We start from the raw sequence: 22007 nt of genomic DNA, 5'->3' as shown, positions 1-22007 counted from the left end.
TCCCACTCGCAGGATGAAAGGCCGTGTTGTGAGCGTGTCCCCACGTGTCTGGGCCCGGAAGGCCGTCGCGTTCGGTGTGGTGGTGGTGTTGACCGCGTCGACCGGTCAGGCCGTCGCAGCACCGGTCGGGCCGACGACATGGAACGTCACCGATCTTCAGCGCGAGAAGTCCGTCGCGACTCATCCCGTCGAGGTCGAGCCGCTGCCTGCGGATCCCGCGAGCGCCGTTGTGGTGTCGGCTCCGGTGGCGAGTGCGGTGTGGCCCAAGGCTGCGGCCGGTGAGGTGGACTTCGCGGCGTCGGGTGGTACGCCCGCGCAGGCGGCGGCACGTGCGACCGGGCGTCCGGTGCGGGCAGCGGGGACGCCGGTCGCGGTGGGCTTGAAGGACCAAGCCGGGGCGCGGCAGGCGAAGTCGGGCAAGGTCCGCGTCCAGGTGCACGAGCGGAAGTCCGACGCGGTGCTGTTCAGCGTGTCGGATGCCGGTGGTGTGCGGGGCAAGCCGTTGGACGTGACGTTCGACTACTCGTCGTTCAAGTCGGCGTTCGGCGGCGACTACGCCTCCCGGCTGCGCCTGGCGAGGGTGCCGTCGTGTGCGGTATCCGCGCCGGAGAAGGCGGAGTGCCAGGTCGCGACGCCCGTGGAGGGCGCGGCAAACGACACGGCCGCGTCGGTGTTGTCGGCTCCGGTGACGGTGGAGTCGGAGCCGGTGGTGTTCGCGGCGGTCGCCGCCACGGCGAGCCCGGCGGGCAGTTATGGCGCGACGTCGTTGGCTCCGGCGGGTTCGTGGACCGCGGGTGGTGCGTCGGGTGATTTCACCTACGGCTATCCGATGCGGGTGCCGCCTGCGGTCGGTGGTACGGCGCCGAAGGTGTCGTTGGGGTACTCGTCGCAGAGTTTGGACGGCCGGACGTCCTCGACGAACAACCAGGCGTCGTGGGCCGGTGACGGGTGGGACCTGGTGCCGGCGGGGTTCATCGAGCGGCAGTACAAGCCCTGTGGCCTGGACCTGGGCGGCAACAACGGTCAGACGAAGACCGGCGACCAGTGCTGGGCCACGGACAACGCCACGATCAGCCTGGTGGGCGTGTCCGGCAAGCTGATCAAGGACCAGACGTCGGGTCTGTGGCGGGCCGAGTCGGACGACGGCGCGCGGATCGAGCGGCTGACGGGTGCGGCCAACGGTGACGACAACGGTGAGCACTGGAAGGTCACCACGCCGGACGGCACCCAGTACTTTCTGGGCCTCAACCGCCTGCCCGGCTGGACGGCCGGCAAGCCGGAGACGCAGTCGGCGTGGACGACGCCGGTGTACGGCAACCACGCCGGTGAGGACTGCCACCAGCCGGGGTCGTTCGACGCGTCGTGGTGTCAGCAGGCGTACCGGTGGAACCTGGACTACTCGGTCGACCCGCACGGCAACGTCACCACGTACTACTACAACCGGGAGTTCAACCGCTACGGCCGCAACGCCGACGCCGCCAAGGGCACCGAGTACGTGCGCGGCGGCTGGCTGGACCGGGTCGAGTACGGATTGCGCAGTGACAACGTGTTCGCGCACCCCGGAGCGAGGGTCAACTTCGAGACCGCCGAGCGCTGCACGCCCGGCGGTGCGGTGACGTGCGACCCGTCGCAGCTCAACACCTCCACGGCGGCGAACTGGCCGGACGTGCCGTTCGACCAGATCTGCAACGCGGGGGAGCAGTGCACGCATCGCCTGACCCCGTCGTTCTTCACGCGCAAGAAGCTCACCAAGGTCGTCACCCGGGTCTCGGACGGCGGCACCGGGTTCCGCGACGTGGACTCGTGGGCGTTGGAGCACGAGTTCCTCGGCACCGGTGACGGTCTCGCGCCGGCGATGAACCTGAAGTCGGTCAGGCACACCGGTCTGGTCGGGGGCAGCGTGCAGCTGCCGGCGACGGTGTTCGCGCACAAGGCGTTGCCCAACCGGGTCGACACCGGCGGCGACAACCGGCCGCCGATCACCCGGTACCGGATCGTGGGGATCACCGGTGAAGCGGGCAGCCACACCCAGGTCGAGTACAGCGACAAGCACTGCGTGGCGGGCACAACGATGCCGACTGCGCCTGAGTCGAACGCGATGCGCTGCTACCCGTCGTGGTGGACGCCGGACGGCGGGTACGCGCCCGAGCTGCACTGGTTCCACAAGTACGTGGTCAACACCGTTGTCGACGACGACCGCACCGGCGCATCGAGCCTGGTCAAGACCAACTACACCTACGTGGGCAATCCGGCCTGGCACTTCGACGAGGCCGAGTTCGCCGAGCCCGAGCGGCGCACGTGGTCGCAGTGGCGTGGGTACGGCACCGTGCGCACCACCAAGGGTGACCCGGCCGGCACGCAATCGGTCAGCGAGGTCGTCTACGGGCGGGGTATGGACGGGGACAAGCTCCCGTCCGGCACGCGCGAGGAGTGGATCACCGACGCGGAGAACGTGTCGATCCGTGACGTGAAGCGGCTGCGGGGGTTTGTCCGCGAGACCCGCCAGTTCAACGCCGGGCAGCTGGTGTCCGCGTCGGTCAACGACCCGTACCTGCCCGAGACCGCGACCGCGACGGATGAGGCGGGGAACAAGGCGTACGTGACCGGTATCGCCTCGGTGCGCGGGCGGACGTTGCTGGAGGGCGGCACGTGGCGACGTACCCGTGTGGACAAGGCCGACTTCACGCCCGAGGGCGTGGCCACGCGCACCGAAGACCTCGGTGACACCGCGGTGGCCGGTGACGAGACCTGCACCCGTTCGACGTTCGCCCGCAACGAGACCGCCTGGCTGCTCACGTTGGCTTCGCAGGTGGAGACCGTCGTGGGGGCGTGCGCGGTGACCGCGTCGCCGACCACGATCCAGTCACTGGTCCGCTCGTACTACGACGGCCAGGCGCACGGCGTCGCACCCACCCGCGGCCTGATCACCAAGGCCGAGGTGCTGGACAAGTGGGATGCCGCGGGGCAGACGTGGGTGACCGCGTCACGCGCGACCTACGACGTCGTCGGCCGTCCGCTGGAGGTGTGGGACGCGCGTGGTGAGAAGACCACCACCGACTACACCCCCGACACCGGACCGCTGACCGAGATCTCCAGCACCAACCCGCTCGGCCCCGTCAGCAGGGAATACCTCGACCCCGCGTGGGGCCTCTCGACCGCGTCGGTGGACGCCAACAACCGCCGAGCCGACCTGACCTACGACCCACTCGGACGCCTGACCGCCGCGTGGACGCCGGGGTGGAGCAAGGCCGAGGGGCGCAACGCCAACGCGGTGTTCGAGTACCAGTACAACACCGACCGCCCCAGCGTCGTCGTCACCAAGCAGCTGCAGGAGAACAACAGCTACTTGACGGCGTACACGCTCTACGACGGGCTGCTGCGCGAGCGCCAGTCGCAGGCCCCTTCCCCGGGTCCCACCGGCGGGCGGCAGATCTCCGACATCTTCTACGACTCCCGCGGCCTGCCCTACAAGACCAACGGCGTGTGGTGGAACAGTCAGGTGCCCAGCGGCACCCTGGCCGGTATCTACGACAACGAGGTCCCAGGCCAGACCGTCACCGAGTACGACGGCATGGGCCGCCCGACCGTGGCGATCCAGCGCAAGCTCGGAATCGAGCAGTGGCGCACCACCACCTCCTACGGCGGCGACCGCGTCAAGAACACCCCGCCCAAGGGCGGCACCGCGACCACGCTGATCAACGACGCCCAAGGCCGCACGGTCGAGAAGCGTCAGCACACCGCGGGCGTCGACAGCCCGTTCGACACGACCACATACGCCTACAACGCCGCAGGCATGCTCAGCGTGCTGACGGACCCTGCGGGCAACCAGTGGCGCTACACCTACGACCTGCGTGGCCGGGTGGTCGCCACCGACGACCCCGACACCGGCCACAGCACCATCACCTACGACGCCGCGGGCCAGGTCCTGTCCGCCGCCGACGCGCAAGGCCGCACGATCGCCAACGCCTACGACAAGCTCGGGCGTCTGACCGCCAAGCACAAGGACTCCCTCGCCGGCACCAAACTCGCGTCGTGGGAGTACGACACCCTGCCCGGTGGTATCGGCCTCCTGACGTCCTCGACCCGGCACGTGGACGGGAAGGACTACAAGCGAGCCGTCTACGGCTACGACCTGGCGGGCCGACCGACCGGCCAGTTGGTGACCATCCCGGCCAGCGAAGGCGTGCTCGGCGCGACCTACGAACTGCGGCAGACCTACGAGAACGTCACCGGTCTGCCCAAGTCGACCGTCTACCGCCCCGTCACCTCCGGCACTCACCAGATCTACTCGCAGGAAGTGGTGACGGCCAAGTACAACACGGCCAACGGCGTGCTGGAGTCGACCGCTTCAAACCTCGGCGTCTATGTCGGCGCGACCGGCTACTCCAGCTTCGGTGAAGTCCTCCAGCTCACCTACAACGACCCGACCCCGAACGCGGCGAAGAACGTCGAGGTGACCAACACCTACGAGATCGGCACCCGTCGCCTCGAACGCACCATCGCCAGCCGCGAGACGACCACCGGCAACCGCCTGGCCGACCGCACGTACACCTACGACCCGGCTGGCAACATCACCAAGGTCGCCGACACCCCGGAAGGACGTGTCGCCGACACCCAGTGCTTCGGCTACGACCACCTACGTCGGATGACCGAGGCCTGGACCCCGTCCAGCGGTGACTGCGGCGTCACGAAATCGACCACGGCTCTCGGTGGGGCGGCGCCGTACTGGCACTCCTGGGAGTTCGACAAGACCGGCAACCGTCGCACCGAGACCCAGCACTCGGCCGCCGGTGACACCACCCGCACCACCGGCTACCCGGACCTTGGCGATCCTCAGCCGCACACCGCCCGGTCGGTCCTCACCGCGGGCCCGAACGGTCAGGCGGAGGACACCTTCGCCTACGACGCCACGGGCCGCACCACCAGCCGCGTCGTCGGAGGTGACACCCAAACCCTGGAGTACGACGCCGAGGGCCGGGTCTCCCGCATCGTCAACCGCGACGGCATGCCCGACGAGACCGAGTCGACCTACCTCTACGACGCAGACGGCCAACGCCTGATCAGTCGTGAGCCCTCGGCCACCACGCTGCACGTGTTCGGTCAGGAAATCCGCCTGGAGAAAGGCACCACCACCCCGTCGTGGACCCGGTGGTACAGCCACGGCGGGCAGATCGTGGCGGTGCGCAACAGCGTCACCGGCCTGAAGTGGCTGGTCCCGGATCACCAGGGCACCAACCAACTCTCCATCGCCAACGACACGGCCCTGACCGCCACCCAACGCCGCCAAACCCCCTACGGCGCCACCCGCGGCGCCGCACCCCCGGCGTGGCCGGACCGTTTGGGTTTCGTCGGTGGTCGTAACGACGAGTCGGGTCTGACCCAGGTGGGTGCCCGTCTCTACGACCAGTCCTCGGGAAGGTTCCTCACCGCCGACCCGGTGATCGACAACAACGACCCGCAGCAGCTCAACGGTTACGCCTACGCCAACAACAGCCCGGTCACCTTCAGCGACCCGACCGGCCTGATCGTCAACAACTGCGGCCCCGACGGCGTGCTGTGCGGCGGCAAGGAAAAGAGCATCCAAGGACCCAACTGGGAAGAAGAGAAGCGGGTCTTCCAAGGCCGTGAGCGGGCGTGGCAGCAGACGAACAAGAACAACCAGGAGGCGCTCAAGCAAGGGTTGGCCTCCGAGGGCATCAGCTGGGAGGACTACCAGCGGGCGCTCGCGGACGCGCACAAGACGAAGTGGGACGTGATCAAGGAGGTCGCCTGGGAGGTCCTGAAGGAGATCTCGGGCTGGAACGACATCGTCGACTGCTTCTCCAAGGGCGACATCTGGGCCTGCGGCGGCCTGGTCGCCGGTCTGGTGCCGTGGGGCAAGGTCGGCAAGATCCTCGAAGCGGGCTACAACGCCGTCAAGGCCGTCAACCGCCTCGGCGGCATCATCGACAAGGCCAAGGGTGTCCTGCGCCGAGTCCAGACCATCGCCGACAACGTCACCCGCTCCGCCACCGAACAGTTCCAGAAGCTGACCTCCAAGAGCGGCGGGAGCTGTGCCCTGCACAGCTTCGTCGCCACGACCCTGGTCCTGATGGCCGACGGCTCGACCAAACCGATCTCCGACATCGAGCTCGGCGACAAGGTCAAAGCCACCGACCCCACCACCGGCCACACCACCGACCGCAATGTCGTCGCCACCATCGTCCACGATGACGAAGGCGACATGACCCGCCTCACCGTCACCAACACGGACGGCACCACCGGCAGCGTGGACGCCACCTCCTGGCACCCCGTCTGGGTCGACGCCGAAGGCCGATTCGTCAACATCGGCGACCTCAAACCCGGCCAGCGCCTTACTTCGGCCGACGGTAGCTCGCCGCAGGTCGTCGATTCCAAGGGCTATACCCATTACGAGCCGGTCTACGACCTGACGATCGACGGTGTCCACACCTACTACGTAGTGACTGGCGGCCTGTCGGCTCTGGTGCACAACTGCGGTGGGGGAGTGGCATCCAATGGCAACCCGTGCTCATGCAATGGATCAACGGGTCCGTCGAACGAGGATCTGATCCAAGCGATCGCGACGCGGGCGGAGCGTCGAATCGGGGGAAGTGGCTCGGTAGCAGGTACTCGGAAGCATGCCTACGCGGATAGGCTTTTGCAGCGCTATCAAGGTGTCTACGGAAATCGCGGGTTGGTGACCGAGCAAAGTTATTTGAATGGTCTTCCGGTGTCGCGGGGTACTGCTGGTAGTGCGCGCCCCGATGTGTACGACTCGGCGGCTGGTATCGTCTACGACTACAAGTTCGTAGCGAAGCCGGGCGGAGGGATTCCGAAATGGCAGGCGGACAAGAATGCTTTGCACGTGCCCGGTGCAACGTTGACCGTGGAGATTAATCCATGAAGACTCCAGTAGTTACGCCCCGGAAGGTTACATCTGACTGGGGTCGAACTTTCGATCAGTTCGAGGTGTGGCGCCCTCTGCGGTTGTTGAGGCGACTGGGGCCTGTGATTCAAGGGATAGCCCTCGATCGCAACACCGTGGGTGACGCTTACTTTCCGACGGCGCACATCCATGTACTCGCAGTGCCTTTCCCCGTCATCTCCCTTACTCTAAGTCAGAGGTTGATGAATGATCATTCGGGTGTCCAGAAGCAGATCACATTCTCGCGGCATGCGGAAGAGTTTCAGGTAGCAGCTGAGGGCATGCGTCGACAGTCCGGTCTGTCGCTGGACGAACCGCCTGGGATTGTGGATGTGGTTCGTGCGCTCCACGAGTATGCGAAGAACCGGCATGACGGTGGTCATCCGCCAGCAGTCCATGAAGTCGAGCAAAGTATCCTGGTGGCGGCAGTCTGCGCAGAAGAGGAGCTGGTCGATGAAGGAATTGCTGTGGCTGCTTCCCTTGTCGAGGTTTGGCCAAGTGCTCGGCTTCCGCTGGATTGGGTGAGCGGGAGGGCGTGGTTGGATGGAATCTCGGACCGTGCCCGGCAAGTCGATGAATTGGCGAGGGTGGTCGACCAGCAGGTCGACTACCACAAACTTGGGAATATTCCGAACCTCATCTGATGGTGGACGATGGCGCGGCTCACCCGCCGCTCACGGCGCCGTCCACCGTGCCCTCGCCACCGCCGACCCGCTGTGCTCCTGTCCTCGTGGTGGCACCAGTTGTCTACATTCCTGCTCGGTGGAGGCAGTGAACTTCGGATTGCGGATGTTCGCTCGTTCGGATGGATATGGTGTAACCCCGCTGGCGTTGTCGGCGACTGGATGTGCAGGACACCGTGGTGCGTTGGCCTTGCCCAGCGGTGACGCACCGCGTCACCGCCGCTGTGAATCGAGGACGTCGACATGGCCGTCCGGCTTGCGACCTTCAACGTGGAGAACCTGTTCGAGCGGGCCAAGGCCCTCAACAGCATGACGTGGGGGCGAGTTCAGGCGGTGGAAGCATCCAGTTCGAGCAGTCCGGTGAATACCTCGCTGGGTTTGCGCCAGTCGTGGATCTTACGGGGTCGGTCGTTGATCTCGGCGGCGATGGCGGCCAGGTAGTGTGGGTCGCTGGTGATCTCGACGCCCTTGGGCAGCAGGGTCATTGCGTTGTGGGGTAGCTGCTGGTCACGGCGGTGATGAGGTCGTGTGATCGGCGGTTGGCGCGTCGGAGGGCGCGGGCGATGTTGGTGTCGCCGTTGGTGCGGTGCCAGCCGATCGCGGTGTTGCGCAGGGTCGCGATGACGGCGGGCCCGGTGCCGGTCCGGGCCTGGTGGGAGTCTTCACGGAACGTCACGTCGCGGACGTGGTGGACCTGGTTCTCGATGAGCCATTCGCGGCGGGTCCAGTCCTGCAGATCGGCCGGCAGGGCGTCGCCGGCGGGCAGGGACACGGTGAAGTAGACCGTTTCGCGAGTGGTCTTCGCGCCGGTGGTGCGGCTGTGGGTGATTCGGACGGCCTGCTCGGCGTGCGGGAACGCGATGCCCCCGGGGATGTGCGGGGTGACGGCTTTGACGGTGCGGGTCTCGCGGCGTCCGTGACCACGGTTTCGGGTGCGGTCCCCGACGGGGATTTTGGGCCAGGGCAGGGATGTGAGTTGGGTGAGCAGCGTCGGTTGGTTGCCTTTGACCGCGGTCATCAGGTGGGCTCCGGGGGCGGCGGTCTGCCGGGCGTGGTCGGTTTGGGTGTGCAGTGCGTCGGCGACGAACACCACGCCCTCCAGAGTGCCCACGACCTTGTGGACGGCGTCGAGAAGCGGTGTGAACGCGGGAATCTCGTTCGATTTCGCGTCCACGGTGACCTGGGCCAGGACGATGCCGGTGTCGGTGTCCAGCGCGGAGAGCAGGTGGACCTGGCGGCCGTCGTCGAGGCGGGCGCCGCGCAGGGTCTTGCCGTCCACGGCGATGACGTGGCGGTGTCGGCGTTGTCGAACCGGTGGTGATCGCCGGGCGCGGGTGGTGAGCCAACCGGCGAGGACGGTGGCCAACAGATCGGCGTCGAGGCGGGTCGGCAACCTCCACATCGTTGTGGCGGAGGGGATGCGATCGAAACCGAGCCGATCGCGGGCGTGATGGTCGAGATCCTGCAGCCAGTCGGTGATGGCCGCGAATGACGACGCCCCGGCCAGGACCGCGCAGACCGCGACCGTGAGCAGTGCCGACAGTGGGTATCGGATTCCGCGCGGGTCACGCGGGTCCGGGACCTTCGCCAGGGCGTCCAGCAGATCACCGTGCTCACCATCGGTGACAGGCGCCGGTGAGCCGTCGGCGGAGGGTGTCGTGACGGTCAGTGCGGTGATGAGAGATGATGTCATCGGCGGGTGGGGTCTTCCTCGGAGTCGTGAAGCGTCGCAACTCCATGATCACCGATGCGGTCTCACCCGCCGCCATCGCCTCCACGAAGGCCCTTCACTCCCCAAACTCTCAGCTCAGGGCCTTGCTGTCTGACTACGCAATCGCCCTGGCACCGCACCCCTGACCTCGACAGCCGCGTCAACGAGTGCGCATATGTCGCTTGAGCAGCAACGATGGCCTTTCGGGCGGCACACCTGCCCCGGTCCCAGGGGTGCGCCGTTGTGCGGATGGGGCGCCACCGTGCCCCGCGTGGCGGCCCGCCGGTCGTCGGTGTCGAGCTGGCGGGCCTGTTCGCCGGCGTAGGCGCGCAGGAGGTCGTGCAGGGTGAAGTGGCCGGGAGTGCGCTCCTCGACGAGGTGGCCGCGGGCGAGTTCGGCCAGCACCGGTTGCACCCGTGCCAGCGGGCGGTCGGCGAGGCGGGCGGCCGCGGGCGCGCTGATGTCGGACACGGCATGCCTGCCGAGGAGCCGGAACAGCCGTGCCGCCGCCTCGCTCAGGGTTCGGTAGGACCACGAGAACACCGCCCGGACATCGGTGGTCGGGTCGTCGGTGTCGCCGAGGGCGTCGAGGCGGGCGCCGGTGAGCTCGGTCGCGAGAGCGGCCAGCGGGAGGTGGCTGCGGGTGCCGGCGCGGGCGGCGACGACGGCGAGGGCGAGGGGCAGCCGGGCGGTGGCGGTGACGATCCGGTTGACCGCGTCGGGTTCGGCCGCCGTCCGGTCGGGCCCGAGCCGGGCCGTCAGCAGGTCGCGGGCCGCGGCGGGCGAGAGCACGTCGACCGTCAGCGGGTGGGCGCCGACACCGGCGATGAGGCCCGTGAGGTGATTGCGACTGGTGACGAGGGTCAGGCAACCGGGTGTCGCGGACAGCAGCGGGCGGACGTGGGCCGTGTCGCGGGCGTTGTCGAGCAGGACCAGCATCCGCTTGCCGTCCAGCAGGCCGCGGTACAGCGCGGCGCGGCGGTCGAGGTCGGGCGGGACGCGCTCGGCCGGGACGTCGAGGGCGTCGAGGAATCCGCGCAGGACGTCGGCGGGGTGCACGGCGGTGCCGGTGGAGTCAAAGCCGCGCAGGTCGACGTACAGCTGGCCGTCGGGGAACCACTCGCGGACGCGGTGGGCCCAGTGCACCGCCAGGGCGGTCTTGCCGACTCCGGCGGTGCCGGACACGACGCCGACGACCGCGGCGGTGGTCTGGTCGTCGGCTGCACGCAGGAGGGCGTCGAGCCGGGCGAGCTCGTGGTCGCGACCGGTGAACCCGTAGACGTCCGCGGGTAGTTGAGCGGGCACGGTCGGCGGTGGCGGTGGCGGTGGCGGTGGCGGGTCGCCGACCGCCGAAGCGGTCCGGAGGAAGCGGTCGAGGTCTCCGCCGACGAGGCCGAAGGCGGTGCCGAGCAGGCGCACCGTGGTCGTTCTCGGCGTGGTGATCCGACCGTTCTCGATCTTTCCGATGGTCCGCAGGCCCAGACCGGACTTGGCGGCCAGGTCCTCCTGGGTCAACGACATCCGCCGTCGGTGCTCGCGCACGAGGTCAGCGAACACGGGGGCCTCCGCTCGGGTCAGGGCGGAGGTGCTGTTCCCCGCGTCCCGACTGCGGGCGTGATCGCACCGGCCGGCCAGGTGCCGGCGAAGTGCCGGTGAAAGCCCTGGGAGTCGCCGACGCAACGCGCGACCGTGGACACGTCGTGCTCCGGGTCGCCAGGAGATCGGCGGCAGGACGTCGGGGACGGAGAGGTTGCAGGAACAGGAGAAGGGTGCCGGAATCTCGTGCGCCTCTGCCGGTCCTGGCTCGAACATTCCATCGCACCAGTCATCCCCCCATCACACGCCCGGTTTGCCGACGGCCTTTATAACGGCCGTGCGCCAGGCACGTATGCGTTTTCGAGCTCTTGCGGCAATCGGAGTTGTCGACCGGATCGACCGCGCGGTCAATGACCGCAGTTCACCTGACGACGAATCATCGGAGTTGATCGACATGAGAACGTGGATGAAGGTAGTGGCAGCAACAGCGGTGATGATCGGCTCGACCGCGATCACGTCGATAGTGGCGCACGCGGACCCGGTGGTGGCGGGCGGCCTGACGGCAGCGGGCGCGCCGGCCGCGGGAAGTGCTCACGCGCCGGCCACGACGGAGCACGCGGTGGCCGCTGACAACGTCATCCCGCTGGCGGTGGTCAACCTCGGGCTGAGCACCACACAGGCCAAGTACGTCCAGTGCTGGTTGCAGGACTACTGGGGCTACACGGGTGGGATCGACGGCGAGCTGGGCACCAACAGCTGGAAGGCGTTCCAGCGCAACCTCCGGACGCACTGGGGCTACACCGGCGCGATCGACGGCATCGTGGGCTCCGGCACGGTGTCGGCGCTGCAACGCCTGCTGCGCGCCCACTGGGGTTACACCGGTGCCATCGACGGGGTCGCCGGCGACGGCACCAAGGCGGCGTTCGGAAGATTCGCCAACGCCTGCAGCGGCAACTGCTGATCCCACCAGGTGACGACGGCGGTTTTGGACCGTTCCCGTGCTCTCCCGAGCACAGGTCTCATCGGTCTAGGACCGCCGTCGTAGCGCTTTCGCATAGGCACGAAGCGCAACCAGACGATCCGCTGATTCCGCACCGCTTCCCGGCAACCGCAGGCCCGCGCGGACACTGACGTGATCTCAGCGAGTTCAGGTAAGCCGTCCACTTTCAACGACAAGGTTGTGCTTGCCGAAAATATCGTCCGTGCAGGTCAGGTGGCGTGATAGTACTCGTTGAGGATGCCGCCCAGTCGTTGCCGTTGGCGGATGTCGAGTCGGGTGACGGCTGCTTGATCAGTGACGGCTGGTGGCAGCGGTTGTAGCGGTCTGGCGTTGGCGATGCCTTGGTGGGGGGCGGTGGTTGTTGCAGGACTGCTCGTACTCGTGCAGGGCGTGGAGCAGGTGCTGTTGGTTCCGGATGGGGGGTGCGGTCGAGTGGTTCGCGGCGGCAGCTGCGGAGCCGGCGTTCCATGATCGCGTTCATGCGCGGGATGCGGACACCGGTGAGGACGACCTGAATGCCGGCGTCGGCGAGGATGTCGTCGAACAGGGCGGGATACTTTCCGTCGCGGTCGCGGATCAGGAAGCGCATGTGTCGGCCTTCGTCTTCGAGGTCCATGACGGGGTTCCTGGCGGCTTGGGTGACCCAGGAGGCGGTGGGGTGCGTGGTGGCGCCCAGGACGCGGATCCGGCGGCTGGCGTGTTCGATGGCCGCGAGCACGTGCAGGCGGGGTGCCGTTCAGGGTGGTGGTCTCGAAGAAGTCGCAGGCCAGGAGTGCGTCGGTCTGTGAGCGGAGGAAGGTTGACCAGGTCGTCGTGGTGCGTTCGGGTGCCGGTCGATTCCGGCGTCCTTGAGAATCTGCCATACCGTGGATGCGGCGCTCTTGATGCCGAGTACGAGGAGTTCGCCGTGGATGCGGCGGTAGCCCCGGGTGGGGTTCTCGTGCCAGGCGCAGCACCAGGATTCGGATCGGGCGGACGGTTCGTGGTCGGCAGGGCCGCTTGGGGCGGGATCCGGCAGCGCGGCGGCGCGCGAGGAGGTCCCGGTGCCACCGCAGCACCGTCTCCGGGCGGACCGGCAGTCGGAGCCGACGAAGAGCATCGACCGGAAGTCGGTGCGGCAGTGCCGCGAGGAACGTCCGGTCGCCGGGGGAGAACCGCGGACGGTCCTTACCCGGTTGGCGCTCCAAGATCGTTATTTGATGCCGCAGCGCCAGGATTTCCACGTCCTTGTCCCGATCGCTCATCGGTAACAGGAGTAACAGCGCGAACGCGTTGGTCACACTCAAATAGGCCGGTCGGAGCAGCACAATCGGTCATCACGCCGCGTCTGCGGCCGGCGCTGTGGACCTGCGGCCGCACCCACAAGCACCTCGGCCCTTCAAGCTACGCATGGCCTCAACCTGCATGGATGGAGTTATCGGCAGGCACAGGTGCGGCTGGTCGAGGAGCACCGGGAGGAATACCCGTTGTGGTCCCGGGACCACGACGGAGGAGTCCGCGGAACTCAAGCGCCTCAACCGTGAGATGGCGGAACTGAAGCGTGGCAACGAGATCCTGCGATCGGCGACCTTCTTCGCGGCGGAGCTCGACCGCCCCTCCCGGCGGTGATCACCTATGTCGACGAGCGTAGGGACCGGCTCGGGGTCGAGCTGATCTGTCGTGTCCTGCGTCGGGCGGGCGTGGCGATCGCCCCGTCCACCTACTACGCCGCCAAGGCCCGTACCGCCTCAGCGCGTACCGTCCGCGACGAGGAGACGCGCGAGGAGATCCTGTCCGTGTGGCGGGAGAACCGCCAGGTCTGCGGAGCACGGAAGATCTGGATCGCGTTGCGCCACAGGGGGTCACGGTCGCCCGGTGCACGGTCGAGCGGTTGATGCGCGAGCTGGGCCTCAGCGGTGTGATGCGCGGCCGTCCCCGCCGCACCACGATCCCGGCCAGGGACGGGCGCCGCGCCCGCGACCTGGTCGACCGGGACTTCACCGCGGGACGGCCGGACGCGTTGTGGGTGGCGGATTCCACCTACGTGCCTACCCGGTCGGGCACCGTCCACGTCGCGTTACCCAACAGGGAGGTGAAGCTGACACTGTCATATTGACAGTGTCAGCTATAGTCGTGGCGTGAGCGACGAGGAGCTGTGGACGATCGGGCAGCTGCCGGACCGGGTCGCCGCGCTGCTCGCCGACGACTACGGGGGCCAGCGGAGCGGTCGGGTGCGGGAGTTGCCGAACGGGCGTGCCATACGGTGGTACACGACCATCGGGTTGGTGGATCGGCCGGTGGCGTACCGGGGACGCACCGCGCTGTACGGGTGGCGGCACCTGCTCCAGGTGGTCGCGGTCAAGAAGTTGCAGGCGGCGGGGCACGCGCTGGCGGAGATCCAGGCGGTGGTGGTGGGCGCGGATGACGGCAGGCTCGCCGAGCTGGCCGGGGTGACCCGGCAGGTCGAGCCGGCTGGACGAGCCGAACCCGGGGGACGGTCGGACGACGGTGCCGCGGCGTCCCGCAGCGGGGTCTTCTGGCGCGACCGGCCCGCGTCGTCGCCACCCGTGCCACCCGCAGCGGTGCCGCCGGCCGCTCCCGCACCACCGGTGGCCTCCGTACCCCCGGCCGCCGGCGTCACCCGGGTCGTGCCCGGTCTGCGCCTGGGACCCGGCGTCACCCTCGTGCTCCACGCCGCCGACCGCGTCCCCGACGCGGCCGAACTCGCCGCCATCGAAACCGCCGCGGCACCCCTGCTCGACCTGCTCGCCCGCACGCGTCTGGCCCCGACCACTGGAGAGGACAACGGATGAGCACCCGCATCGCGGTCGTGGGAGACGTCGGGGCCACCCGGCCCACCGAGGACGACGGCCTGGGCTGCCTGCGCACCGAGCGTGGCAACCTCCCGCTGGAAGCCGTCGACGTCCACGCGACCATCACCGGGCTGGCCTCGCGCACCACCATCACGCAGACCTTCCACAACCCGCACCCCGACCCCCTCGAAGCGACCTACGTCTTCCCGCTGCCCGCCCGTGCCGCGGTGACCGCGCTGCGCGTGGAGGCCGACGGCCGCGTGGTGGAGGGCGTGCTCAAGGAACGCGCGACCGCGCGGGCCGACTACGACCAGGCCGTCTCCGACGGCAAGCGCGCCGCCATCGCCGAGGAGGAGCGGCCGGGCGTGTTCACCACGCGCGTCGGCAACATCGTGCCCGGCGAGCGGATCACCGTGCGCCTCACGCTCGTGGGGGTGCTCGCCTACGAGGACGACACCGCCGAGTACCGCCTGCCGCTGGTCGTCGCACCCCGCTACGTCCCGGGCGCCCCGCTGCCCGGCGATCAGGTCGGCGACGGCGTGGCTCGCGACACCGACGCGGTGCCCGACGCCTCCCGCATCAGCCCGCCGGTGCTGCTGCCCGGTTTCCCCAACCCGGTCCGCCTGTCCCTGGTGGTGGACGTCGACCTGGCCGGGCTGCCACCCGCCGAACCCTCGGCCAGCCTGCACGCCACCGTCACCGAGGAGACCGCCGGCGGGTTCCGCGTCCGGGTCGAGCCGGGCGCGCGCGTAGACCGCGACTTCCTGCTGCGCTTGCGCTTCGCCGACGCCGACGTGGTCCGCACATCGTTGGCCGTGCGCCCGGACGAGGGCGGCGAGGGCGGCACGTTCGCGCTGACCGTGCTGCCCCCGGCCGCCGGCGGACGGCTGCCGAGCCGGGACGTGGTGCTCGTGCTGGACCGGTCGGGCTCGATGCACGGTTGGAAGGTGGTCGCGGCGCGCCGGGCCGCGAGCCGCGTGGTCGACTCGCTGCGCGCGGACGACCGGTTCGCCGTGCTGGCGTTCGACGACCGGCTGGACAGCCCGGACGAGCTGCCCGCCGGTCTGGTCGCGGCGACCGACCGCAACCGCTACCGCGCGGTGGAGTTCCTGGCCGGCCTGGAGGCCCGGGGCGGCACCGAGATGCTGAACCCCCTCCAGCGCGCGGCCGGGCTGCTCGGCGCGGAGGGCGATCGGGAACGCGTGCTGGTGCTGGTGACCGACGGCCAGGTGGGCGACGAGGACCGGTTGCTGCGCGAGGTCGCCACGAGCCTGGCGGGCGTGCGGGTGCACACCGTCGGCATCGACCGCGCGGTCAACGCGGCGTTCCTGCAACGACTCGCGGGCTCGACCGGCCGCTGCGAGCTGGTCGAGTCGGAGGACCGGCTGGACGAGGCCATGCGCGACATCCACCACCGCATCGGCGCGCCCGTGCTGACCGGCCTGGCGGTGCGGGCCGACGGCCTGGCCGTGGAGGAGGGCTCGCTGGCCCCCGCGCCGCTGCCCGACCTGTTCCCCGGCGTCCCGGTCGTGGTCACCGGCAGGTACGCGGGCGAGCCGTCGGGCGCGGTGGAGGTCACCGGCTCGGGTGGGTGGCGGCAGCGGGTGGCGGCGGTGGCGAGCGACAACGCCGGGCTGGCCGCGCTGTGGGCCAGGGCTCGGGTGCGCGACCTGGAGGACCGTTACGTCGTGGGCGTGGGCGACCTCGACGCCCTGGAGCGGCAGATCGTGGGAACATCGCTGGAGCACGGCGTGCTGTCCCGGTTCACCGCGTTCGTCGCGGTGGACGAACGGGTCGTCAACGAGGGCGGTCGGGTGCGGCGGGTGACGCAGCCGGTCGAACTGCCCGACGGCTGGTCATCCGTCCCCGCTTTCGCCGGCGGAGGCGGCTACGGCGCGGCTCCGGCCGGGATGCCGGTGGCCGGGGCGCCGATGGCGGCCATGCCGTTCGCCCCCGCCCCGGCCGCCCCCCGCGCGCGGAAGACGCGTGCCCGTGCCGGTCTCGAAGCGGCCGTGGCGAGCAGCGCGGACCTGGCAGCACCGAAGCCCGCCGCACCCGCGCCGCCCGTCCCCGCGCCGGCGGAGTTCGCCGCGGAGGCGTTGACCGGGCTGCGCGAAGCACGAGAGCCGGCCGCTGCCCTGCTCGAGCGCCTGCACCAGGCCATCGGCCGCCACCTCCCGTCGTGGCGGGCGGCGGGCGCGCCCGCCGAGGCGCTGCGGACGCTGTCGGACCTGGCCGCGGAACTCGCCGTGCCCATCACCGATCCCACCGAGGTCGACCGCCGCCTGCGGCACGCGATCGCGACGCTGGAGGCCCTGGCCGAACCCCGGTCAAGCCAATCCCGGCCGGCTGAACCCCACCGGCGCAAGCCGTTCTGGAAGCGGTGACCTCCCGTTCCCGGGGCGGAGCCCGCCTCCCCGCCCCGGGAACGGTCCGCCGGAGACGACGACGCTGCCTGTTGTCGCGGCGCGGTACCGACCCGTCATCGCGGTCAGGCACCCGAGGGCATCGGCTGCGAAGTCGCGCCGCAGGTCGGGGACACCAGCCGATCACCCGAACCGGCGAACGCCCCTCGTCCAAGTGCGGCAGCACAGCTACCGGGCCTTCACCGACGCCTGCCAGAACGCCGAGGTGACCGCACCCATGGGCGCGGTCGGAGTTGCTCCCGGCCGGCGCGCTCCTTCGCCACGCCCTATGGACTGCGGCCGAGGGCGGCACGGAGAATGGGCGCATGCCACCGCCGACGCCCGACCTCGTGGTGCACGACGAAGCGTCGTGGCACCACCTCGCCGTCCACTCGGGTGATCACGCCCTCCCGTCCTCCCGGGTCGGATCGGTCACGCGCCTCGCCGCCGCCTTCCGCGACCGGGTGGGGTGAGAACCGTGACCGTCGTGGCGGACCCGGGGCAGCACCGCCGGCAGCGGGTGCGGCTGACACCGCAGCGCACGATCCAGGTACCCGTCACCGGCTCGCGGGAGGCCGAGGGGCCGCTCACCCTCGGTCAGGTCAACATCGCGCAGTGGCTGAGCCAGGTCTCCGACCACTTCTACTCGGTGCTCTGCGTCGAGCTCCCGGTGCCGGCCGTCGCCTCGGTGGACGACGTGGTCGAGACCATCGCCGTGCTGGGCGCGCGGCACGAGGCGCTGCGCACCTCCTACGACCTCGGCGAGGAGAAGCGACAGCTGGTCGCGGCGTCCGGCACGCTCCCGCTCGAGGTCTGCGTGCTCGGTCAGGGCCGGTGGGGTCCGCGCGACCGCACGTCGGTGGCCGGGACGCTCCTCCGCCTGCTGCGCGACAACCCCGACCCGGACCGGCCCGCGATGCGGGTCGTGGTCGCGGTCTCTCCCGACGAGGACGGCAGGGTCATCGCGTGCGCGGGCGCGTTCTCGCACATGGCGGTCGACCACGGCGCGATCGAGGTCCTGCGGCGCGAGTTCGCCGAACTGGTCGGCGACACCTCCCGCCGGCACGTCGGCACACCCCGCCACCAGCCACTGGACCAGGCGCGACTGGAGGCGACCCCCGCCGAGCGGCGCCGGGCGCGGGCGGCGCAGGTCTACCTCCAGCGCCAGACCTCGAAGATCCCCCGCCTGCTCTACCACATGCCCGACACCAGCCCCGGCGGCGATCCGCTGGCCGTGGAGCTGTCCTCACCGGCCGCCGCCACGGCGGTGCGCCGGGTGGCGGCCCGCACCCGCGCCAGTCGGCAGAGCGTCGTGCTGGCCGCGATCTGCGCTGTGCTGGCCCACCGCACCGGCGACGAGGAGATCGTGCTGCCCCTGATGTCGGGCAACCGCTTCGACCGCCACCTGCTCGACTACGTCGGCTCGCTGGCCCAGGGCACGATCGCCTCCGTCGGCGTCGCCGGGCGCGACTTCGACGCGCTGGTCGCGCACACGTGGACCACGGTCCTGGAGGCCAGCAGGCACGCCCGGTACGACGCGGCCGAACGAGCCCGGCTGGACGAGCGGATAGCCCACGAACGCGGCCTGCTGTTCCGCTACGAACCGCTGTTCAACAACCTCGCCCCCGAGCCCGGTCCCGGTACCCCGCCCGGCGCCCTGCCCGGCACCGACGAGCTCCGGGCCGCACTCGCCCACACCGAGCTGCGCTGGCGTCCGGTGCAGCGCAACGCGAAACCGGTCCGCTTCAACCTCAACCGACTCGACGGGCGGCTGGTGCTCGACCTGTGGGTCGAGGACGACGGCGTGGTCACGCGTCAGGAAGCGGAGTCACTGCTGCTGGCGTTCGAACGCGTCCTGGTGGCCGCGGCACACGAAGACCTGACCACCGCGCGGATGCACGACCTCATCGGGCTGCCGACGGCCGAGCGCTCGGCGAACTGGCTGCTGCTCGACTCGTGCCGGGTCGACCTGCGCCAGGTCCAGTCCCTCTTGGACGACGCCCTGGCCCCGGCCGTCACCCGGGTCTTCGCCGAAGCCAACGGTCACCCCTTGGTGGCCTACGTGACCATCACGGACCACGTCAGCACCCCTGAACAGGCCCACGCCCGCTGCATGGCCGCACTTCCCGACCACCCGGCCGTCCTCACCCCACGCCACTACGTCCTGTGCCCCACCGCCCCGACCGACCCGGCGGACCTCGCCTCCTGGCCCGCCCCCCGCCACACCGGCACGGGACGCGCACCCGCACCGACGGTCGAGCTCTGAACGCTGGGCTCGGGTGGCCGCAGGCGATCGCGGCGGTCAACTGCCCGGGTCCGCCGGTCCCGCTCGTCGTCACCTGCGGGTCGGCCGAGTGCTGGGAGCTGGAGGCGGCTGCGATCGGCTGACGCGCGCCATCGGGGCCGATCTGCTGCCGCTTGACCGGGACGACGCCCTTCGGACGCGACCGGGTCACCGGACCTCGCGTGGTGGCTGTGGGGTGCCAGAAGTCGGTCGTACGCGCTGAGCTGCGGTTGTGCTGCTGTGGGTTCGTACTCGTTGATCAGGCCGCCGAGGACTGGTCGACGGCGTATCGAGGCGCGGCCCGGTTCAGCGATCGGCTGGTCTGGTCGTGGTGGTGTGAGTTGTCGGGCTTGGTGTGGTCGGCGGGTAGCGCTCCACGTCCCTGACCGTCGATGACCGGCTGAGCAGAGCCGACCAGCCGACGAGCCGGGCGAAGATCGGGTAAAGCCGTCGTAGCGCCACGCCTCACGATCATGCTTCTGTGGCTCGTGGTGCGCGATCACCGCAGCTCAACGCCCAGGTGGAGAGTTCCGGCGCTCTACACCCACGGACACGCATTCGCGCCCGCCGCGATCCGATCCGGCCGACTGTCGTCCCGGTCAGGGCTGGGGCGTCGCCCGGTAGAACCAGCCGTCCCAGCCGTTGACCCAGTCCGTCTTGTAGGAGCACGGGCCGGCGCCCCCTCCTGTCTCGCGCCACGCGGCGGCGTCTGCCTGGCACTCCTCCACACTGGTGAACGGTCCGTTCCAGCAGCAGTCGGGCACGGCGGTGGCGGCGGGCGTCCCGAAGAAGGCGAGCATCGTGGCGAAGCCCGCAGCGATCAGTGTTCGGCGCATACCCCGATCTCACCGGATCGGAACGCCGCGCGCACTCGGCTGTTCGATTGACCGTAGGGCGGACATCGAATCGGAAGTGATCACTCGCCTGCAGGTTGACCACCGTGAACGAGGTCGAGGGCGTGCACAGGTTGGCGCCCGCAGAGCGTGGGGTCCTGCGGCTGCGGGTGGTGGCCGCGCTGGAAGCCGGGCAGGTCGAGGGCTATCGGGAGGCGGCGGAGGTGTTCGGGGTGTCAGAACGCTCATCGGAAGCCGGGTAGCACGCCTACCAGCGAGACGTGATGTGTAACCGGTCTTCTCTGGTAGTAGGCTATTCGGCCCGGTGCTGGAGCTCCTGGCATCGTGCGGCTCTGCGCTCGAAGTCCGCTACCCGGTCGTCCAGACCGCGTTCCACCTCGGCAGGATCGCGACTGCACAGGTTCAACGCATGGGCCGTGCCCACCCTCTCGGCTGCGAAGGGTGTTCAGGGCCGGCATGCGCGTGCTCTGGATCGCGAAACTAGGCTCTGACGGTGCACTGGGACCAACCTGAACTCGCCGAGCTGTGGCGGCTGGCCCGCGAGACCCTGGAGGGTGGCGGCCGGTCTGCGTTCAGCATCCGCGTCGAGGACGAGAAGACCGCCGCGGCGCTCACCGAGCTGTTGCGCAAGCCGGTCGCGCACCCGGCCCGCCGGCAGATCTCCCTGGCGCGTCTGGACGAGCACGTCCGTGCGCACGGCAGCACGCTGACCGAGGTGCTGGAAGCGTTGCACGGCAGGCCGATCGGCATGTCCACGACCGAGGAGGCCTCGACAGCCGACGCCGTGCTGAAGTTCGCACTGCGTCAGCACGACCTGCTGCACGAACCGTGGGCCGCACCGTGGATCGCGCACGTGCGCCGGTACGGCAAGATCCCACAACCGGCGTTGCCGATGCTCGCCAACCAGGCCGCCGAGGTGCTGAGCAAGCTCGGGTCGACGACGACCCGGTTCGCCCTGGCCGGCAACGACCTCGACGACGGACGGCCGCTCGCCCGGATCGTGGGCAAGGCGCTCGAACTCATGGGCACGACCTGGGAGCGGGCTGGTGTCCTCAGGGACGCCTACAGCGACCCGGTGCTGACCTCCCAGGGCTACTTGACGTTGAACGACACCCTCGAAAGCTCGGAGATCACCGTTGTCCGCAACCCGCGCCTGCTCGAGTCCGGCGTGCCCGGCCCGTTGATGGTGCTCCCGAACGGCCTCACCGCACAGGCCAGGCACCACCTGAAGGGCAAGAAGGTTCGCTGCCACAACGACTTCACACCGGACGGCATTCGCGCGACCAACGACATCCTCGCCTGGACCGGCGGCACGGCGTGGCGCATGTCGGCGAACGACTACCGCGAGGCCGTCGCCACCCTGATCGCCCGCGGTGTCGAACTGCCGACGTTGAACAGCCGTCCAACAGAGGCAACCTGGGATCCCGACCTGGCCAAGACCATGACCACCACGGGCCTGATGGTCACCGAGGAGCACGTGCTGCCGTCACTGCTCTGACGGCGCGAACCGCTTCACGTCCCGCCACCTGCGCCCCTGGATGATTTACGCACGATGCTCCGCAGGTCAGCGAGGTTCGGCGTCCTTCGCGGCCTCGCTGCGCAGCAGCGCTTTTCACGAGGGATCCGAATAATCGGGCCGTTGCAGGCGTTCGACCGACCGACGGTGCGCCTGCCACGAGGCAACGCTTCCGCAGCGTGCGAGCCGGCGCCGGTCGATGTCGAACCTTGGGTGGCAGAAGCCGGCGTCGAGTCTCTGACCTGCGAGTTGAACCGCCGTGACTTCCTGGCACGGATCAAGTGGTGCCGGCGATGCAGCT

The 22007-nt window shown here is 69.6% G+C and carries 14 protein-coding genes, 1 pseudogene and 1 other annotated feature; of the genes and pseudogenes, 10 read left to right on the top strand and 5 right to left on the bottom strand.

The window, feature by feature from the left end; genetic code table 11:
- Nucleotides 1–34 precede the first annotated feature (34 nt).
- Both ACQPYE_RS26300 and ACQPYE_RS26295 read left to right on the top strand, forming a co-directional pair.
- A complete protein-coding gene (locus ACQPYE_RS26300; RefSeq protein WP_498715123.1) occupies nucleotides 35–6904 on the top strand; it encodes an RHS repeat-associated core domain-containing protein in 6870 nt (2289 codons plus the stop codon).
- Nucleotides 6905–7041: 137 nt separating this feature from the next.
- Nucleotides 7042–7569 carry a hypothetical protein gene (locus ACQPYE_RS26295; protein WP_498715121.1) on the top strand — a complete coding sequence of 176 codons (528 nt, stop codon included), beginning with the start codon at nucleotides 7042–7044 and terminating at the stop codon, nucleotides 7567–7569.
- Between the two features lie 365 nt (nucleotides 7570–7934).
- Here the strand turns inward: ACQPYE_RS26295 and ACQPYE_RS26290 are convergent.
- From ACQPYE_RS26290 to ACQPYE_RS26280, 3 genes and pseudogenes are all read right to left on the bottom strand, one after another.
- Nucleotides 7935–8081, bottom strand: a pseudogene (locus tag ACQPYE_RS26290) (IS30 family transposase); the annotation flags it as partial.
- Between the two features lie 8 nt (nucleotides 8082–8089).
- A complete protein-coding gene (locus tag ACQPYE_RS26285; RefSeq protein ID WP_498715120.1) occupies nucleotides 8090–9301 on the bottom strand; it encodes an ISAs1 family transposase in 1212 nt (403 codons plus the stop codon).
- 114 nt (nucleotides 9302–9415) lie between these two features.
- Nucleotides 9416–10876, bottom strand: coding sequence for a helix-turn-helix domain-containing protein (locus ACQPYE_RS26280; RefSeq protein WP_498715118.1), 1461 nt, complete (start codon nucleotides 10874–10876; stop codon nucleotides 9416–9418).
- Between the two features lie 454 nt (nucleotides 10877–11330).
- Between ACQPYE_RS26280 and ACQPYE_RS26275 the strand changes: the two genes are divergently transcribed.
- Nucleotides 11331–11816: a peptidoglycan-binding domain-containing protein gene (locus tag ACQPYE_RS26275; RefSeq protein WP_498715117.1), complete on the top strand. Its 486-nt coding sequence runs from the start codon at nucleotides 11331–11333 to the stop codon at nucleotides 11814–11816.
- Nucleotides 11817–12021: 205 nt separating this feature from the next.
- Here the strand turns inward: ACQPYE_RS26275 and ACQPYE_RS26270 are convergent, their stop codons facing one another.
- Nucleotides 12022–12573: a hypothetical protein gene (locus ACQPYE_RS26270; protein WP_498715116.1), complete on the bottom strand. Its 552-nt coding sequence runs from the start codon at nucleotides 12571–12573 to the stop codon at nucleotides 12022–12024.
- Between the two features lie 847 nt (nucleotides 12574–13420).
- Nucleotides 13421–13549, top strand: a sequence feature (AL1L pseudoknot).
- An 83-nt stretch (nucleotides 13550–13632) separates the two neighbouring features.
- Here ACQPYE_RS26270 and ACQPYE_RS26265 point away from each other — a divergent pair.
- The 5 genes from ACQPYE_RS26265 to ACQPYE_RS26245 all read left to right on the top strand — a co-directional run bounded on the left by ACQPYE_RS26265 (nucleotide 13633) and on the right by ACQPYE_RS26245 (nucleotide 19318).
- Nucleotides 13633–13950 (top strand): IS3 family transposase, encoded by a 318-nt coding sequence (locus tag ACQPYE_RS26265; RefSeq protein ID WP_498715115.1) that lies wholly within the window; start codon nucleotides 13633–13635, stop codon nucleotides 13948–13950.
- Between the two features lie 22 nt (nucleotides 13951–13972).
- Nucleotides 13973–14647 carry a MerR family transcriptional regulator gene (locus tag ACQPYE_RS26260; protein WP_498715113.1) on the top strand — a complete coding sequence of 225 codons (675 nt, stop codon included), beginning with the start codon at nucleotides 13973–13975 and terminating at the stop codon, nucleotides 14645–14647.
- A complete protein-coding gene (locus ACQPYE_RS26255; protein ID WP_498715111.1) occupies nucleotides 14644–17034 on the top strand; it encodes a VIT domain-containing protein in 2391 nt (796 codons plus the stop codon). The genes ACQPYE_RS26260 and ACQPYE_RS26255 overlap by 4 nt, the downstream gene beginning before the upstream one ends.
- Nucleotides 17035–17378: 344 nt before the next feature.
- The gene (locus tag ACQPYE_RS26250; protein ID WP_230571483.1) at nucleotides 17379–17525 is read left to right on the top strand and encodes a hypothetical protein; all 147 of its coding nucleotides are present in this window, start codon (nucleotides 17379–17381) and stop codon (nucleotides 17523–17525) included.
- Between the two features lie 5 nt (nucleotides 17526–17530).
- Complete coding sequence (locus ACQPYE_RS26245; RefSeq protein WP_498715109.1) at nucleotides 17531–19318, top strand: condensation domain-containing protein; 1788 nt, start codon at nucleotides 17531–17533, stop codon at nucleotides 19316–19318.
- 617 nt (nucleotides 19319–19935) lie between these two features.
- On the opposite strand, the gene ACQPYE_RS26240 is transcribed toward ACQPYE_RS26245, so the two are convergent.
- Nucleotides 19936–20172, bottom strand: a complete 237-nt coding sequence (locus ACQPYE_RS26240; RefSeq protein WP_498715108.1) for a hypothetical protein — start codon at nucleotides 20170–20172, stop codon at nucleotides 19936–19938.
- A gap of 104 nt (nucleotides 20173–20276) precedes the next feature.
- Between ACQPYE_RS26240 and ACQPYE_RS26235 the strand changes: the two genes are divergently transcribed.
- Both ACQPYE_RS26235 and ACQPYE_RS26230 read left to right on the top strand, forming a co-directional pair.
- A complete protein-coding gene (locus ACQPYE_RS26235; RefSeq protein ID WP_498715106.1) occupies nucleotides 20277–20432 on the top strand; it encodes a hypothetical protein in 156 nt (51 codons plus the stop codon).
- A gap of 251 nt (nucleotides 20433–20683) precedes the next feature.
- Nucleotides 20684–21688: a DUF2399 domain-containing protein gene (locus ACQPYE_RS26230; RefSeq protein ID WP_498715104.1), complete on the top strand. Its 1005-nt coding sequence runs from the start codon at nucleotides 20684–20686 to the stop codon at nucleotides 21686–21688.
- Nucleotides 21689–22007: the final 319 nt, after the last annotated feature.

Origin of the sequence: Actinosynnema sp. CA-299493, assembly GCF_050946825.1 — a bacterium.
Classification (GTDB): domain Bacteria; phylum Actinomycetota; class Actinomycetes; order Mycobacteriales; family Pseudonocardiaceae; genus Actinosynnema.
The sequence above is the reverse complement of the archived record's forward strand: the minus strand, read 5'-3'. Positions and strand labels throughout refer to the sequence as shown.